This is a genomic window from Paenibacillus sabinae T27, from assembly GCF_000612505.1.
In the GTDB taxonomy this organism is placed as follows: Bacteria; Bacillota; Bacilli; order Paenibacillales; family Paenibacillaceae; genus Paenibacillus_AQ; species Paenibacillus_AQ sabinae.
Genome location: NZ_CP004078.1, coordinates 1,487,525 through 1,503,039 on the forward strand (window position 1 = coordinate 1,487,525; position 15,515 = coordinate 1,503,039).

Consider the following 15,515-nt stretch of genomic DNA (forward strand, 5'->3'; position numbering starts at 1 on the left):
AGAATTGCCTTATTCAATCGGAAGTGCTAGAATAGTAAAGGTCCACATAAGCGGGTGTAGTTCAATGGTAGAACTTCAGCCTTCCAAGCTGATAGCGTGGGTTCGATTCCCATCACCCGCTCCAGATTCCTTTCCATAATTGAAATGTCCAAACCCTTGCCCAGCAAGGGTTTTTTAGTTATTTCGGGCAGCGTGGTGAACTCTGGAATTGGGCAGTGATCGCCGGGCGGTCGCCCCTTTTATCGCGGAAAGAAGTTCGTCTTTATTAAAAAAGGCTCTTCGCTGTCTTACAGCGAAGAGCCTTTTGTCCTACACGGCCTGGCTTTATTCTGCCGCCAGTTCTGCCGTTCCGGCAGATTTCAGAAATTCCACGATCGTCAGCAGGCCCTTATCGAAGTTCTCCAGATTGAAGTGCTCGTCGGGCGCGTGCAGGTTCTCGTCATTCAATCCGAAGCCCATCAGCACGACCGGCGCCTTCAGGATACGGGAGAAGCTTTCCATAATCGGGATGGAGCCACCATCCTTGGTGAACAGGGCGCGGGTGCCGTATACTTTGCCATAAGCGTCCGCTGCCAGTTGAAGGAAGGCATTCGACGGGTCGCTATTGAAGGCGAATGCCTTCTCGACCTGCCGCACATGGACCTTCGCGCCCGGCTGAATATGCGATTGCAGGTGAGCTTCAATGGCGTCCAGAATATGCTGGGGATTCTGGTCGCCGACGAGGCGGCAGGTGATTTTGGCGTGGGCCTGTTTCGGGATAACCGTCTTGGTGCCTTCGCCCTGGAAGCCGCCATATACGCCGTTAAGCTCCAGCGTTGGCCGGGCTCCTACGCGTTCGACGAACGTATAGCCCTCCTCGCCGTAGAGTGCGGACAGGCCCAGTCCCTCGCGGATTTTCTCTTCGTCGATGCCCTGCTTGGCGAATTCTTCGCGCATCACCTGGGACAGCTCCGGGACGCCTTCATAGAAGCCGTCCACCGCGATGCGGCCTTTATCGTCATGCAGCGATGATAGCAGGGAGACAAGCGCATGCAGCGCATTGGGAACGGCGCCGCCGTAAGTGCCTGAGTGCAAATCCGTGGAAGCGGTCGTGACCTCCACTTCCATCGAGCAGAGACCCCGGAGCCCGGTGCAAATGGCCGGTCTTCCGCGTTCGAGAAGCGCGGTGTCGGAGACGAGCACGGCGTCCGCCACCAGCAAGTCTTTATGAGCTTCGAGGAAGGGAGGGAGATGGACGCTGCCGATTTCCTCCTCGCCTTCAATGCACAGTTTGATATTGACAGGAAGCGTGCCTTCTTCCTTCAGGATAGCTTCCAGCGCCTTGATATGCATGAAGACCTGGCCTTTATCGTCAGTCGCGCCGCGGGCGTACAGCTTGCCGTCCCTTATATTCGGCTCGAATGGCGGAGTCGTCCAAAGATTCAGCGGATCGACCGGCTGAACGTCGTAGTGCCCGTAGACAAGCACTGTCGGCTTGCCCGGCGCATGCAGATAATCGGCATAGACGACGGGATGGCCTTCAGTCGGATGGATCTCGATATGTTCGAGCCCTGCTTTTTTCAGCGTATCCGCAAGCCACTGGGCTGCCGTCAAAACATCCTTCTTATGCTCGGACAGCGCGGAAATGCTGGGGATCTTAAGCCAATCGCTCAGTTCATTCAACTGCTCATCCCGGCGGGATTCAAAATAAGCTGCGTAAGTCATCATTATGTACCTCCTGGATTTACGGGTCGCAAGCCAGCGGCTTGTGACGGATGCGCCGAACCGGATTCGCCGCTCCATAGACTTTATTATACTGGAATAAACCCCGCACAATCAAAATTTGGTAATGCCGTAAGCGTAGCATGCAGCAGCGAAGTTGTTTGACGCGCCGAAGCCGTGATAGACTCTAGGTAAAACTGTAAAGTGCAGGAACGGATTAGACGAGAACCGGAGAGGAGCGGGAATGGCTATGGAGGAAAAATGGCTGACCTGGGCCAAGGAGATTCAGGCAATCGCCCAGACGGGACTGGAGTATGCCAAGGACGTGTACGATATCGAGCGGTATGAAATGCTCCGTGAGCTGAGTGTGGATATTATGGCGAACTACACGTTTGAAAGCAGGGAGAAGATCAGAATATCCTTTGCGGGCGACAAAGGCTACAGCACGCCAAAGGTCGATATTCGGGGCGTCGTATTCAAGGAAGACCGGATTCTGATGGTTCGTGAAAAAATAGACGGCAAATGGTCGCTGCCCGGAGGCTGGGCCGACATCGGCTATTCGCCGAGCGAAGTAGCAGTCAAAGAGATCCGCGAAGAATCGGGGTTCACAGCAAGAGCGGTGCGCCTGCTTGGCGTGCTGGACAAGAAATTCCACGGTCATCCGCCGGACCCATATCATATTTACAAGCTGTTTATCCTGTGCGAGATTGTCGGCGGAGAGGCGGCAGGGGGTCTTGAGACGAGCGACGTCGGCTTTTTCAAGGAAGAGGAGCTGCCGGAACTGTCGGTGGGACGGAACACGGAGAAACAGATTCGCACGATGTTTGAATATCTGCGTCACCCGGATAAGCCAATCATGTTGGACTAAAGCAGATACAAAAAATACATAATTAAAAATGAATTTTTTTGTTTAAAAAACGGTCAGAATCGTTTAAAATAAGTTATTGAAAGGGCTTACATTTAGAGTATATCCGCTGAGTCTTTTAGGCTATAATAAATTTACCCGAGACATAAAAATTTTAGGTCCGGCGGTCTAAATTTTTTCCTCTTTTGTGACGATAAGATTAGGTAGGAGGGGATCGCATGGAAAAGCAACAGAATTTGAGATTGCCGCTGAAGCAGGAAAGTGTCAAAGTTCATACGGAAGGCCGATTCTCGGCAGGACTTTTGTGGGGGTTACTGCTCAGCGTCCCGTTATGGATTTCGATCATCGGCTGGTTTATGAGCTTTACCCGGTAATTTCAGGACCGATTATATAGATAGCAATACCCAAATTCATGAAATAAGGCCGCCTCTTCGGTTAAGAAGAAGCGGCCTTTCTGCATCTGGCTCCGATTATCGGTTACTGCTGCATGCTGCCGAGCCATTCCTTATACATGGCGTCAAGCGTTTGCTGCACCTGCTCCCTTTCGCCGTGCAGGACGGACAGACGGGCGGCATCGCTGGCAAGCACCGGGTCCAGCATCGCCGTGTCGATTACGCGCAGCCGATTCTCGGCTTCCGCAATTTCCTTCTCCCAATAAGCGGTGCTGCGGGCTTCCCGCAAGGCTTCCCGCGGCTGCGCGGAACGCGAGCGTTCCGGCCGCGGCCGCTCCTGAGATCTTGCGTTTCCTGCGGGCAAGGAGGAAGAGGCTTTCCCTGGCGAGGCTTGCGGTTCGTATTCCTCGGAATCGGAGGAACGGCGTTCCCGCGCCTCCTTCTCCGCCCGCTTTTCCTTGTAATACTCGTAGCTGCCGGAAAATACAGAGAATTTCCCATCCTCAATCGTCCAGATTTTGCCGAAGCAGCGGTTGATGAAATAGCGGTCATGGGATACCGCAAGCACCGTTCCCAGGAATTCCTCCAGTGCCTCCTCGAGCGCTTCTCTCGAGTCGATGTCCAGATGATTGGTCGGCTCATCGAGAATAAGCAGATTGGGCCGGCGGTGCATGAGGATGGCGAAACGCAGCCGCGTCCATTCTCCGCCGGACAGCCCTCCGATGCTCTTAAACACATCGCTTCCGTAAAACAGGAATCTTGCGAGCTGCCCGCGGGCTTCGCCTTCCTCCATCCCCGCCTCCTCGCGGAAATATTTAAGGACCGAGAGCCCGGCGTCCTCCGGGACGGCTTCCTGTGCCAGATAGCCGACCGTTACCCGAGCGCCGAGCGTGCAGCTTCCGGCGCCGGGCTGCTCCAGGCCCAGGATGATGCGCAGCAGCGTGCTCTTGCCCGCGCCGTTGCCGCCGATCAGCGCAGCGGTCTCGCCGTAGCGCAGCACGTCCTCGGCTCCCGAGAACAGCACGCGCTCGCCATAGGCTTTGCCCACGCCGTCAAGGATCAGCGCCCGGCTGCCCGAGCGGTCCTGCTGCTCCAGCTGCAAATCCATGCTTTTACGCTCCAGCACGGGACGCTTGATCTTGACCATCCGGTCCAGCGCTTTCTGCATCGAAGCCGCGCGGCGGTGAAAAGAAGGATTGGGCGGATTGGCGTTGTTGCCCCATTCGATCAGCCGTTTAATGCTTTCCTGCACTTTTTTGATTTTTTTCTGCTGCTCCTGGTAATCGGCGAACTGCTGGAGCAGCCGGGCTTCCTTCTCTTTCTGGAAGCCGGTGTAATTCGTATGATAGACGACGGCCTCGCCGTCCTCGATCTCGATCACCTTCGTCACGACCGCGTCAAGAAAATAACGGTCATGGGAGATGACGACCACGGTCCCGGCGTAGTCCCGCAGGAACTGCTCGAGCCACTCAATGGCAGCCATATCCAGATGATTCGTCGGCTCATCGAGGAGCAGCACGTCCGGCCGCCGCAGGAGCAGGGCGGCAAGACCCGCTTTGGTCTTCTCTCCGCCGGAGAGGGAAGCGAAAGGCCGCCCGAGCAGCTCGCTTCCGATGCCAAGGCCGGAGGCGACGCGCTGGATTTCGGCCTCGATTTCATAGCCTCCGGCGGCTTCGAATTTCTCCTGGAGCGAGCCGTACTCGCGCAGCAGCCCGTTCCAGCGGTCCTCGGCGCCTGCGTTCATGGCGGCCATCTCCTGCTCAAGCTCCCGCAGCCGCCGCTGCCAAGCCAGCGGCTCGGCGAAGCTGCGCTGGAGGACGGCATACACCGTATCGCTGCCGCCCTCCTGGTTTTGCGCCAGCAGCCCGACGGTGCAGCCTTTGCGGATGGCGATTTGCCCGCTGTCGGGCGCGTCCTCGCCGCTTAACAGGCGCAGCAGGGTCGTTTTGCCGCAGCCGTTGCGGCCGATGAGGCCGACCTTCTCGCCTTGGCGGACGGCCAGCGTGATATCGCTCAGTACCTCTTGAGCGCCGTGATATTTTTGAACATTTTGACATTGAATGATCATGGGGATTCTCCTTTTTGGCTTCGGGAGCCATACGGTCCGCGAGCGGGTAATGATTTCTGGAAAACGCCCCCTGCATTCTTACGCGCAAGGACAACACAAAAAGGCCGCAGGGAAACGTTCCCCGCGGCCTTGTCCGTGTAAGCCTAAGGCTTAAGCTGTACGTTCGGAAGGCAGGAAAGACATTTCTGGGTAGGCAGGCGCTATGATATTGGCAAAAAAGGGCAGACTTCTCCCGTTGTCGCCAAAAGCATGAACGATGCCCGCCGCTGCGATAGGCAAACGGCTGACCATGCTACCCAGACCTCCATAATTCATCTTTCCTCACCTCCCTCATAAACAAAGTTACACTAATTTTAAAATAACCGGCTGCTGATATCAAGTCATATTTTTCCTCCTCTGCCTTACACTCCCCGAAGCGGTTAACCCGGAATACCTTTCTGTTTTTTCAATATCTATGGAAATAGGCGGCTTGCCGTCATCACAGGATAATCAGAAGGAGGGAAAAGAAGTGGCATTTTTTGACGGCCTGCTCGGCAATGCATCTCAGGTGGATCTCCAGACGGCCCGGAAAGAGTACGGCCAGATTCTCGCGCCCGGGGAGCAGATCGAGCGAGCCTACAAGCTGATACGCGACATGTTTATTTTTACGGATAAAAGGCTGGTTCTGGTCGACAAGCAGGGGGTAACCGGCAAAAAGACGGCGTATCACTCCATCCCCTACAAAAGCATCAGCCATTATTCCGTAGAGACGGCGGGGCATTTCGATCTGGACGCGGAGCTGTGCCTTTTTATATCTGGCAGCTCGCTTCCGCTCAAGAAGGCGTTCAACAAGAGTGTGAATATTTACGAGGTGCAGGCCGTGCTATCGCAGTACATTTTGAAATCGTAAAAAAAGAAACGGCTGCGATCTCCCGTAATGGGGCGTCAGCCGTTTCTTTTTGCCTTAAAAATAAAGTTACTCCCGTATATAAGCGCCCGGATTACATGCTGTGCGCAAGGACAAGTCCGCCATAGACAAAAGCGGCGAGGATAACGAGAGCGGGGTGGATTTTGCGGCGCTCCATCGCCCAGAAGGCAATGGCCGCAATAATCAGCGTCTGCCAAATTCCAATGGAGGCGGCAGGCCCTTTTCCCATTTGCCAGGTCAGGACGACCATCATGATGGCGATAACCGGCTGAACAAGCAGCGTCATGCCTTTGACGACATTGGACTGCCGGTATTTTTGCAGTACTCGGAGCAGAACGATCAGGGCTGCGGCCGACGGCAGGACCGTGGCCAGCAGGGCGACAATCACTCCGATCCAGCCGTAAATCTCGAAGCCGACGTAAGCCGCCACCTTCGTGGCGATCGGTCCGGGAAGTGCGTTGCCCAGCGCCAGCATGTTCGAGAATTCCCCGTCAGACAGCCAGTGGTAATGCGGGACAATTTCTTCATACATGAGCGGGATGGAGGAAGGGCCCCCGCCGTAGCCGAGCAGATTGGCGATGAAGAACCCGATGATCAGTTGAATCCATTCCATTTAAGGCGTTCCCTCCTTCCGTCCTTGCTTGCGGCGGCCGGCCACAGCCCGGTAATGTACTGAGCCGTAAGCGAGAAATAGCACGATGACGATGGCCGGATGGACATGCAGCACCTCAAGCAGCAGCAGGGCGAGCAGCATGAAGGCGACGCCGGCGGCGATACCGAGGCCCTTTACGGCTTTTTTTGCAAATTCGTACGCCATAACACCGAGCATAACGGCGATGACGGGCGAAACGGCGGCAATCATTCCCTTGACGATCTTGGAGCCCGCAAGATAATTGACGGCCGACAGCAGCAGAATCATGGCAAGAACACTGGGTAAAATATGCGACGTAACGGCGAGAATCGCTCCCCAGGCTCCTCTGCGCTTGTATCCTAAATAAGCGGCCATTTTAGTGGCGATCGGTCCCGGCAGCGCGTTGGCCAGCGCCAGCGTTTCCCCGAACTCCTCGTCACTGAGCCATTTGTACCGGATAACGGCATCATGGCGGATCAGCGGAATAACCGAAGGGCCTCCGCCATAGCCGAGAATTCCCGTTCTGCACATTGAAATGATAATTTCTATATAATCTTTTTGAGCCGGTCTCATACCGTTCCCCCCTTTAAAACCCCATTCTATACTAATCCTCAGAAGTACATCCCTATTATATTTCGTTTCGAAGCCCTCCGGCCGGAACTTTGTGCATCATACACAAATCGCGGGTGCGCCGTCTTGGGAATGCGAGCCTTCCGGTTGACTTCGCCGGGCGGTGTAATGTTAAATGACATTAATTCACGGGAGGGAGAAGCTTATGACAAAGCGACCGGTAATCGGTACAAAAACGATGGTGGTCAGTCCGCATTATCTGGCATCGGCCGCGGGCGCGCGGGTTCTGCAAAAGGGCGGGAACGCCTTTGACGCGGCGGTGGCCGTCAGCGCGGCGCTGGCGGTTGTCTACCCGCATATGACAGGCCTGGGCGGCGATGCGTTCTGGCTGACCTACAGCGCTGATGAAGGGCGCGTTCAGGCCTATAACGGCAGCGGCCGCTCCGGCTACGGAGTTCATCGCGGCCGGTTCGCCGGCGAAGCGGCGATTCCGCGGCGGGGCGCCCGCAGCGCGATTACAGTGCCCGGCATGGCGGACAGCTGGGACGCAGTGCTGAGCCGGTACGGCCGCATGCCGCTCGCGGAGGTGATGGAGCCGGCGATCGAATACGCGTCCTCGGGCTTTCCGCTCTCGCCCGATCAGCATGCCAATACGGTGCTTGCCGGCGCCGCGCTGTCCCCCGAGGCGGCAGCCATCTATATGCCGGGCGGCAAGATTCCGCAGGCTGGAGAGAAATTCGTGCAGAAGGATCTGGCCCGGTCGCTTTCGATTCTGGCTTCCGGGGGCCGCGACGCTTTTTATAAAGGTGAAATCGCCGGGGCGATCTGCGACGGACTGGCGGAGGCCGGCGGCTATCTGCTCCGGGAAGACTTTGCCGACCACCGGGGCAACTGGTGTGAGCCGATCAGCACGGATTATCACGGCTACACCGTTCATCAGGCTCCGCCGAATTCGCAAGGCTTCGCCGCGCTGATGGCGCTGAATATATTGGAGAAGTATGATTTCAGCGGGATTCCGCACGGTTCTTATGAATATTATCACCTGCTCGTTGAAGCGATCAAGGCCAGCTTCCGCGACCGCGACGCGGTTCTTACCGATCCCGAATTCAGCGAGATTCCGCTGGATCGGCTGCTGGATAAGACGTACGCGGCGCAGCTTGCGGCATCGATTTCTCTACGCAGTGCGGCCGCGCTGTCCAGCGAGCCTACCGGCCGGGACACCGCCTATGCGGCAGTTGTCGATGCGGAAGGCAATGCCGTCTCCTTCATCCAGAGCCTGTATTTCGAATTCGGCTCGGGGGCCGCTCCGGGCGGCACCGGCATTCTGCTGCAGAACCGGGGCTCCTTCTTTTCGCTGGACCCGGCGGCGGTCAACACGCTGGAGCCGCATAAGCGGACCTTCCATACGCTGATGCCGGCGATGGCCTGCCGGGACGGCAAGCCCGCCATTCTATACGGCACCCAAGGCGGCGAGGGGCAGCCGCAGACCCAGACGCTGCTGCTGACCCGGATGCTGCATTACGGAATGAATCCCCAGCAGGCGGTCGACGAGCCGCGGTTTGTCTGGGGCCGTACATGGGGCGAGCCGACCCAGGAGCTGACCGTGGAAAGCCGGGTGGGGGACGATGTGCTCGAAGAGCTGGCGGCAGCCGGCCACAAGGTGCGGAAGGTGGCGGACTATGACGGACTGGCCGGGCATGCCCATGCCATCCGCATCGATGAGAACGGCTACCGCAGCGGCGGGACCGATCCGCGCTGCGACGGAGCGGCCATTGGCTGGTAACGGGAAGCCTCCGGAGCGGATGCAGGATGGGTCCACTCCCGCTCCCGCATCGAAAATGCCCGGATTTCACCTGTTTAGGCTTCATTCGAAGATGAGGATTGAACTTGTTGCCGGGAATTCACTGAGAAACATCTACCGGCAATGGTTCACTGGAAATCACGAATAGACAGGAATAACTCCCTTTTATTTGTCCGAAACAATGATATTTTTATCAACGAACGGGAAAATCTCCCGTTTAATGCCCGCTTTTTCTTTATTTTTGGCTGAAACGCCGGATTTAGCTGGAGATTTTCCAGCTTACGCCTGCAGAACCTCCTTTATTAAAGAATTAGGGGGAGAAATTCCGCTTCGTCTGTCATGCTGCTTATTTTGTTCGGCAGTTTGGGGCATTGCGGATACATTGGAAGGAGGAAAGGGCGGATGAGCTTGGACAACCGGTATGGAGCTTTTATCGATCCCGGACTTGAGGTCCAGCCGCTGGCGCGAGGAATTCTGGATGGAATGACGTTTGCGGTTAAAGATGTATTTGCAATCAAGGGCCATGCCTCGTCGGCCGGCAATCCGGACTGGCTGCGAAGCCATCCGGCGGCGGAGGAGCATGCCGGAGCGGTACGCCGCCTGCTGATGGCGGGGGCCGCTCTGAGGGGGGCTGCCCACACAGATGAACTGATGTACAGCCTCGGCGGGGAAAATGTGCATTACGGCACGCCGGTGAATCCGCGCGGGGAGGGAAGAATTCCCGGCGGATCATCCAGCGGCTCAGCGGTCGCCGTCGCCGCAGGAAGCGTCGACTTCGCGCTCGGGACGGATACCGGCGGCTCGGTGCGGGTGCCTTCCTCGTACTGCGGCATTTACGGCTTCCGGCCGAGTCACGGTGCGGTGGACATGAGCGGCGTAATTCCGCTTGCTCCGCAGTTTGATACGGTCGGCTGGATGGCCGGGAGTCCCGGACTTCTGCTCCGGGTCGGTCAAGTGCTGCTCGGAGCCGGCAGCGAAGGAGAGAACGCGCCGGGGACAGCTGCCGTCAAGGACAAATCGGCAGACAACGAACCCCGTCCCGGTGTGAGCACCTTGTTCGTCGCCAAGGATGCCTGGAGGCTCGCGGAACCGGAAAGCGCCGGACCGCTGTCCGGTGCCTTGAAGCTGCTGCAGGCAGGCGCCGGACGGAGCGAGGAAACGGAAATCGCTCCGGAAGGGCTGAAGGCCTGGATGGATGTCTTCCGGGAGCTTCAGGGCAATGAGATATGGGAGACGCACGGAAGCTGGGTGCAAGAGGTGCAACCGGCGTTCGGGCCGGATATCGCCGCCCGCTTTGCGCTCGCGGAAAAGTTGTCCGGACAGGATCAAAACGCTGCCGCCTCCTTCAAGAAGGAAGTCGTAAATCGTCTGCGTAATTTGCTTGGAGAGGACGGGGCCCTTGTCATTCCGACGGTCCCCGGCGCGGCGCCGCTGTCCGGGGGCGACGCGGCTCGGCTGGAGTTTAACCGAAGCGGAGCAATGTCGCTCAGCTGCATTGCCGGCCTGGCCGGTCTTCCGCAAATCACGCTTCCGGTTGCCGGTCCCGGCGGCCTTCCGCTCGGACTGTCCGTGATCGGAGGCTTCGGCCAGGATCTGCGGCTGCTGGCATGGGCGAACCAAATTTGGAAGCCCGCGCTGGTTTGATCATACCGTTCTAATGAACTCAATAAAGTACTAATATACAGGGCTGTCCCGCGGCAATTTTTCGCGTTGGACGGCCCTTTTTTATCCGGCTGAGACAGCGGAGAAAAGCAATATGAAATATATGTAAAGTTACATAACATGGGGCGGAGTTTTTAAACTTTTATCTTTTCAAAGGGAGGCATATTCTTTATAATGTTACATAAAGTAACACCAAAAAACATAAAAGTTTTGCTTTTATTAATATAATGGAGGAGGGGCGTCATGCACCTTACGGTCGAAGAGGCGTTATCGATATATCCTTTATCGGAAGCAAAGCTGATTGCCGGTTCCAAAGGGACTCACAGAATCGTCAAGTCGATCAATGTGATGGATGCCCCGGACATTTCAGACTGGATCAAAGAGGGGGAGATGCTGTTAACAACGGCCTACCTCATCAAAGATAATCCCGAGCAGGCGTCGGCGCTGCTCCACAAGCTCAACCGGAGGGGCTCCTCGGGCCTTGGAATCAAGCTGGGGCGTTTCTGGGAGACGGTCCCCGAAGCGTTGATTGCCGAAGCGGAAGAACTGAATTTTCCGCTCATCGAGCTGCCGTTCCAGTTTACGTTCTCGGATCAGATGAACGGCCTGTTCCGCGCGGAGCTCGCCCGCAGCACAGGCGTGCTGCAAGCGGTTCTTGAGAAGCAGCGGAAGCTGATGCGCTTTGCCCTGCGCCCCGTGCGCAGCCGTTCGCTGCTGGAGTCGGTCTCCGAGTGTGTCGGCCACCCGTTGGCCGTCGTCGGCAGCCGAGGGGAGCTGCTCTTCAACAACTCCGCTCACAGTGAACGGGAGCTGCTGGGCGGATGGCCGTGGGGGAACAAGAACCGCAAGGTGCGCATCGGCGAGGAAGCGGGTTACCGACTTCCGCTCCTTCAGGGAGAGGAATGCACGGGCTATCTCGTCTTTTGTTCCATCGATCCCCTGATGCTTTCCATGGAAGAGAGCCTGTTCGTTCAGGGAGCCGAGCTAATTTCGTACCACATCCGGTCAGGCGTGGAGGATTATTTTGAACAGGATCTGCACAGGGAATTCGGCAGGCAGCTTCGCCGCTGTCTGAAGGGCGATCTGTCCTGCGCCGAGCTGGCGAAGGCGGCTGACGCTATGGACCCCGGACTGCTGCAAGGATCCTTTCAGTTTGTTCTTAGCGACGTAGCCGAAGCGGGCGAACTGCGGCAGCATGAGCTAACCCGCATAAAAGAAGAATATATACAGCATCCTGAACTTGGAAAGTTGAACGCTTTTCATCTTATTGTGGAGGAAGGTCTGCTGTCGATCTATTCAGGGGAAAGGCTGGCGCCGGAACGGTTCAGCGGCATGATTGAGGCTTGCTTCGACAAGCTGGAGATCAGTGAGGGTTGTTATCCCCGGGCTGCGGTCAGCTGCCGGAAGAGCAAGCCGGAGGAAATCCGGGAGGCTTTTGCCGAGGTGAAGGAAGCCATGCGCTTGACGGCATACTGGAACGCCGGACAGCAGGTTGCGCACTACCGTCAGCTTGAGCTGGCCATGGTACTGCAGCAGGTTCCTGCCGAAATGATGCAAAAATACTGCAGCCGCACCCTGGCCGGACTGCTCGGCCGCGAGCCCGATTACGTAAGGGAAATGCTGCATACATTGGAAGCTTTTCTCGAAAATGACGGCCACATCAACGAAACGGCCAAGAAGCTGTTCATTCACCGTAATACTGCCACTTACCGGATGGAGAAGCTGAGCGAGCTGCTGGATGTCGATTTTAAGAAAACAAATGATTTGCTGCGGCTGCAGCTGGCGTTCCTGTTCAGGAAAATGCTGGAGCGCGGCTGAATCCGATCAAGGAAGACGGCCGAAGGCTGACTGCCGAAGACTACAGGGGGGAGTTTCATGAGCGCTTATGATATTGCAACCCACATTAAGAGAAACGACCTTCCCGCTGTGCTGGCCACGCTGATTTCTGTGGAAGGCCACTCCTACCGAAAGCCCGGAGCGGCAATGCTGTTTCATGATGGCGGAACGATAGGAAGTATCAGCCCCGGGTGCCTGGAGAGCGATTTGCAGCTTCGGACCGGGGAAGTGTGGAAATGTGGGGTGCCGGAATTCGTAGAATATGATATGCTGTCTCCTGGTGATTTTTCCTGGGGAGAAGCGGTGGGCTGCGGGGGAAAGATTAAAGTCGTGCTGGAGCCCGTAAAAGGCGACCTGCGAAATTTGCTGGTTGAAGCCCATGACCGGATGTTGTCGGGACAAAGTGTGATTTTGCGGCGTACCCGCGAGGGCGCCGGCTATGCCTACTCGCTGGAGCCGATTACCGGAGAGCAGGAGGTTCGAACGGGGAGCGGCTATAGCGAAGCTTCATTTATAACGAAGCTTGTTCCCAAGCCTCGGCTGATTTTGTTCGGTCCCGGGCATGACAGCCATCCAATCGCCGATCTGGCGTTTCGAACCGGATTTCGGATCGCGGTTGCGGACTGGCGGGAAGCCCGCGTAAAGCATGGGCTCCCCGCTGAGGAAACAGCCATCTGTTCTCCAAGGGAGGCCGCGGAGCGGCTTCGGATCGGGAGCGGCGATTATGTCCTGATCTGCAGCCATCAATTCCAGCGGGACCGTATGTTCCTTGAAAGCGTGCTTGAGCATGAGCCGCATTATATCGGGATTATTGGCTCCACCGCAAGAATAGGCCTGCTGCTGGAGGGGCTAAGTGCGCCGGAGACTCTGCACGCGCCCGTCGGACTGCCGATTCGCGGAGAAGGGCCGGAAGAGATAGCCGTCAGTATTGTTGCAGAGATGATTCAGGTGAGAAGAGCGGATTCGCGCAAACAGCCGAAAGGAGCGGATGACGTTGAAAGTAGCCGGAATTTACCTGGCGGCGGGCCGGAGCAGCAGGATGGGCACCCCCAAAGTTTCTCTGAGGTTGTCGGAGGACGTGACCCTCGGGAGCGTCGCGCTCAGTGAACTGGAGCGCTGCGGCTTTAAGCCGCTGGTTGTGGTCGTAAGGGCCGATGACAAACTGGAATGGCTGCCGCCCGAGAGTGGAGTCCGGGGAACCAGGCGGACGGAAACCTGCCTGACTGCCCATTTGGGGCTGTCCTTCTCTCTTCGCTGCGGCCTCAATGCCGTGCTGCCGACCGAACCGGATGCGGTGGTGGTGGCCCTGGCTGACCAGCCGTTCATTACGGCGGGGCTGATCGGCCGCTTGATTGATACCTTCCGGCGTTCGCCGGATCTGGATTATGTGGCCAGCCGGGGGGATGGGACGGTCATGCCGCCGGCCTTGTTTTCCAAGTCGCTGTTCCCGGCGCTTCAGCAGCTTGACGGCGACCGCGGGGCGGCGAGCATCCTTCATTCCCCGGCCTATAAAGGCGCGGTGATCGAGGGAGAGTCCCCTTTTTTCATGGATGCCGATACCGAAGGGGATTTCATGGAGATCCGCCGCCAGTGGATGCTCATAAACGGGCAAAACCGGGACTCAGCCGGCATCTAAACCGCGGCAATGTTATGATTCCTTACAATTTTCAATATATCAAGGCTTGGGTTAGTGCAACCTGCACAAAATAATCCCTCCTTTTCATCTTTATGCACAAACGTATGTTATATAAATTTACGCATGGCTCCGGTCTCTTTATAGTTAGAGGTAGAAATTAACCGGAGCTAAAAATGAAGGAGCTTCGGCCGGAAACGGCCAGTTCATATTTGTGTAAGCTCTATGCTACACGACATTTTAGTGAGGAGGAAAACAATGAAACAAAGGGGTCGGGCATTCAAATTGAGCTTCATGCTGCTGTTTGTGCTTGCAATTGTGCTTGCAGGCTGCGGCGGCAACAATACGGGAGGTAACGCGGGAGCGTCCTCAGAGCCGGCAGCTACGGCGACGGCGGGAGCTTCTGCAGGCGCGTCGGCGCAGCCGTCCGGAGAGAAACCGAAGGTAGCATTCGTATACATCGGGCCTCCAGGCGACGGCGGTTATACTTATCAGCATGATCAAGGTCGCAAAGCCATGGAGCAAGAACTTGGCATTAAAGCCGATACTGTTGAAAATGTTCCTGAAGGACCTGACGCTGAGCGCATTATTACCGAGCTCGCGCAAAGTCATGACATTGTCTTCACAACAAGCTTTGGTTACATGGACCAAACGCTGAACGTAGCGAATAAATTCCCGAACGTCAAGTTCGACCATGCTTCCGGCTTCAAGACAGCCGGCAACATGGGCACTTACTTCGGCAAGAACTACCAGGCGAGCTATCTGACGGGTATTGCCGCAGGCAAAATGACCAAGAAAAATCATCTTGGCTATGTCGGCGCATTTCCGATCAGCGAGGTTATCTACAACCTTAATGCTTTTACGCTTGGCGCGCAAAGTGTAAATCCGGACATCAAGGTCGACGTCGTATGGACGAACACATGGTACGATCCGACGACCGAGCGCCAGGCGGCGATCAGCTTGCTGGATAAAGGCGCCGACGTGCTGCTTGCGTACCAGGATTCCCCTGCAACTCTGCAGGCTGCCGCGGAACGCGGAGCTTTTGCGGGCGGCAACGACTCCGATATGAAGAAGTTCGCACCGGACAACTATTTGACGAACCCGGTATGGAACTGGGGACCATACTACACGAAGACGGTTAAATCCGTTATGGACGGAACCTGGACAAATGAACAGTATTCCGGCGATATGGCTGACGGCATGGTGGATCTGGCTCCATTCGGCAACAAGGTTCCCGAGGATGTTCAGAAGCTTGTTGCGGATGCCAAAGCGAAGATCGTCAGCGGCGAGCTGAATGTCTTCACGGGCCCAATCAAGGATAACCAGGGCAATGAGAAAGTACCGGCAGGAAAGAGTCTTACGCTTGAAGAGGTGCTGGGTATGGATTGGCTGGCTCAAGGCGTAGTAGGACCGCTTCCTAAATAAGTCATGCTTTGAACTGTTTAAAGC

Annotated in this window: 15 protein-coding genes and 1 tRNA gene; 11 read left to right on the forward strand and 5 right to left on the reverse strand. The window is 56.5% G+C overall.

The genetic code is table 11. The features are described 5' to 3' along the window. Nucleotides 1-50 precede the first annotated feature (50 nt). A tRNA-Gly gene (locus tag PSAB_RS06845) sits at nucleotides 51-124 on the forward strand. Nucleotides 125-324: 200 nt separating this feature from the next. Here PSAB_RS06845 and PSAB_RS06850 read toward each other — a convergent pair. Continuing rightward, the gene (locus PSAB_RS06850; protein WP_025333837.1) at nucleotides 325-1,704 is read right to left on the reverse strand and encodes a dipeptidase; all 1,380 of its coding nucleotides are present in this window, start codon (nucleotides 1,702-1,704) and stop codon (nucleotides 325-327) included. Between the two features lie 247 nt (nucleotides 1,705-1,951). On the opposite strand from PSAB_RS06850, the gene PSAB_RS06855 reads away from it, so the two are divergent. After that, the gene (locus tag PSAB_RS06855; protein ID WP_025333838.1) at nucleotides 1,952-2,569 is read left to right on the forward strand and encodes an NUDIX hydrolase; all 618 of its coding nucleotides are present in this window, start codon (nucleotides 1,952-1,954) and stop codon (nucleotides 2,567-2,569) included. 215 nt (nucleotides 2,570-2,784) lie between these two features. Beyond that, the gene (locus PSAB_RS25745) at nucleotides 2,785-2,940 is read left to right on the forward strand and encodes a hypothetical protein (protein WP_158442573.1); all 156 of its coding nucleotides are present in this window, start codon (nucleotides 2,785-2,787) and stop codon (nucleotides 2,938-2,940) included. Nucleotides 2,941-3,043: 103 nt separating this feature from the next. Here PSAB_RS25745 and abc-f read toward each other — a convergent pair whose 3' ends face one another. After that, a complete protein-coding gene (abc-f, locus tag PSAB_RS06860) occupies nucleotides 3,044-5,026 on the reverse strand; it encodes a ribosomal protection-like ABC-F family protein (RefSeq protein ID WP_025333839.1) in 1,983 nt (660 codons plus the stop codon). A gap of 150 nt (nucleotides 5,027-5,176) precedes the next feature. Then, on the reverse strand, nucleotides 5,177-5,341 hold the full coding sequence (locus tag PSAB_RS25900; protein ID WP_158442574.1) for an RAxF-45 family protein: 165 nt from the start codon (nucleotides 5,339-5,341) through the stop codon (nucleotides 5,177-5,179). Between the two features lie 193 nt (nucleotides 5,342-5,534). Here PSAB_RS25900 and PSAB_RS06865 point away from each other — a divergent pair, with 193 nt between their 5' ends. Beyond that, nucleotides 5,535-5,915 carry a PH domain-containing protein gene (locus PSAB_RS06865; protein ID WP_025333840.1) on the forward strand — a complete coding sequence of 127 codons (381 nt, stop codon included), beginning with the start codon at nucleotides 5,535-5,537 and terminating at the stop codon, nucleotides 5,913-5,915. A 91-nt stretch (nucleotides 5,916-6,006) separates the two neighbouring features. On the opposite strand, the gene PSAB_RS06870 is transcribed toward PSAB_RS06865, so the two are convergent. Then, a complete protein-coding gene (locus PSAB_RS06870) occupies nucleotides 6,007-6,546 on the reverse strand; it encodes a chromate efflux transporter ChrA (RefSeq protein WP_025333841.1) in 540 nt (179 codons plus the stop codon). Continuing rightward, nucleotides 6,547-7,137: a chromate efflux transporter ChrB gene (locus PSAB_RS06875; RefSeq protein ID WP_025333842.1), complete on the reverse strand. Its 591-nt coding sequence runs from the start codon at nucleotides 7,135-7,137 to the stop codon at nucleotides 6,547-6,549. It abuts the gene before it with no gap. Nucleotides 7,138-7,339: 202 nt separating this feature from the next. Between PSAB_RS06875 and ggt the strand changes: the two genes are divergently transcribed. The 7 genes from ggt (at nucleotide 7,340) to PSAB_RS06905 (ending at nucleotide 15,491) form a co-directional block, all read left to right on the forward strand. Further along, entirely contained in the window at nucleotides 7,340-8,917 is a 1,578-nt protein-coding gene (gene ggt / locus PSAB_RS06880) for a gamma-glutamyltransferase (RefSeq protein ID WP_025333843.1), read from the forward strand. Between the two features lie 187 nt (nucleotides 8,918-9,104). Beyond that, nucleotides 9,105-9,341 carry a hypothetical protein gene (locus tag PSAB_RS25405; RefSeq protein ID WP_144240490.1) on the forward strand — a complete coding sequence of 79 codons (237 nt, stop codon included), beginning with the start codon at nucleotides 9,105-9,107 and terminating at the stop codon, nucleotides 9,339-9,341. Next, nucleotides 9,338-10,579 carry an amidase gene (locus tag PSAB_RS06885; protein ID WP_084266455.1) on the forward strand — a complete coding sequence of 414 codons (1,242 nt, stop codon included), beginning with the start codon at nucleotides 9,338-9,340 and terminating at the stop codon, nucleotides 10,577-10,579. Before PSAB_RS25405 ends, PSAB_RS06885 begins: the two co-directional genes overlap by 4 nt. A gap of 261 nt (nucleotides 10,580-10,840) precedes the next feature. Beyond that, nucleotides 10,841-12,415: a PucR family transcriptional regulator gene (locus PSAB_RS06890; RefSeq protein ID WP_025333845.1), complete on the forward strand. Its 1,575-nt coding sequence runs from the start codon at nucleotides 10,841-10,843 to the stop codon at nucleotides 12,413-12,415. A gap of 57 nt (nucleotides 12,416-12,472) precedes the next feature. Next, the gene (locus tag PSAB_RS06895) at nucleotides 12,473-13,540 is read left to right on the forward strand and encodes an XdhC family protein (RefSeq protein WP_025333846.1); all 1,068 of its coding nucleotides are present in this window, start codon (nucleotides 12,473-12,475) and stop codon (nucleotides 13,538-13,540) included. Then, on the forward strand, nucleotides 13,473-14,069 hold the full coding sequence (locus PSAB_RS06900) for an NTP transferase domain-containing protein (RefSeq protein WP_158442575.1): 597 nt from the start codon (nucleotides 13,473-13,475) through the stop codon (nucleotides 14,067-14,069). The genes PSAB_RS06895 and PSAB_RS06900 overlap by 68 nt, the downstream gene beginning before the upstream one ends. A gap of 255 nt (nucleotides 14,070-14,324) precedes the next feature. Next, entirely contained in the window at nucleotides 14,325-15,491 is a 1,167-nt protein-coding gene (locus PSAB_RS06905) for a BMP family ABC transporter substrate-binding protein (protein ID WP_025333848.1), read from the forward strand. Nucleotides 15,492-15,515: the final 24 nt, after the last annotated feature.

Excerpts from the sequence above, each read along its gene's own strand:
- PSAB_RS06875 (WP_025333842.1), bottom strand. The coding sequence starts at position 7,137 with ATGAGACCGGCTCAAAAAGATTATATAGAAATTATCATTTCAATGTGC.
- PSAB_RS06855 (WP_025333838.1), top strand. The coding sequence starts at position 1,952 with ATGGAGGAAAAATGGCTGACCTGGGCCAAGGAGATTCAGGCAATCGCC.
- PSAB_RS06870 (WP_025333841.1), bottom strand. The coding sequence starts at position 6,546 with ATGGAATGGATTCAACTGATCATCGGGTTCTTCATCGCCAATCTGCTC.
- abc-f (WP_025333839.1), bottom strand. The coding sequence starts at position 5,026 with ATGATCATTCAATGTCAAAATGTTCAAAAATATCACGGCGCTCAAGAG.
- PSAB_RS06900 (WP_158442575.1), top strand. The coding sequence starts at position 13,473 with ATGGGCACCCCCAAAGTTTCTCTGAGGTTGTCGGAGGACGTGACCCTC.
- PSAB_RS06885 (WP_084266455.1), top strand. The coding sequence starts at position 9,338 with ATGAGCTTGGACAACCGGTATGGAGCTTTTATCGATCCCGGACTTGAG.
- PSAB_RS06895 (WP_025333846.1), top strand. The coding sequence starts at position 12,473 with ATGAGCGCTTATGATATTGCAACCCACATTAAGAGAAACGACCTTCCC.
- ggt (WP_025333843.1), top strand. The coding sequence starts at position 7,340 with ATGACAAAGCGACCGGTAATCGGTACAAAAACGATGGTGGTCAGTCCG.
- PSAB_RS06850 (WP_025333837.1), bottom strand. The coding sequence starts at position 1,704 with ATGACTTACGCAGCTTATTTTGAATCCCGCCGGGATGAGCAGTTGAAT.
- PSAB_RS06905 (WP_025333848.1), top strand. The coding sequence starts at position 14,325 with ATGAAACAAAGGGGTCGGGCATTCAAATTGAGCTTCATGCTGCTGTTT.
- PSAB_RS25900 (WP_158442574.1), bottom strand. The coding sequence starts at position 5,341 with ATGAATTATGGAGGTCTGGGTAGCATGGTCAGCCGTTTGCCTATCGCA.
- PSAB_RS06890 (WP_025333845.1), top strand. The coding sequence starts at position 10,841 with ATGCACCTTACGGTCGAAGAGGCGTTATCGATATATCCTTTATCGGAA.
- PSAB_RS25745 (WP_158442573.1), top strand. The coding sequence starts at position 2,785 with ATGGAAAAGCAACAGAATTTGAGATTGCCGCTGAAGCAGGAAAGTGTC.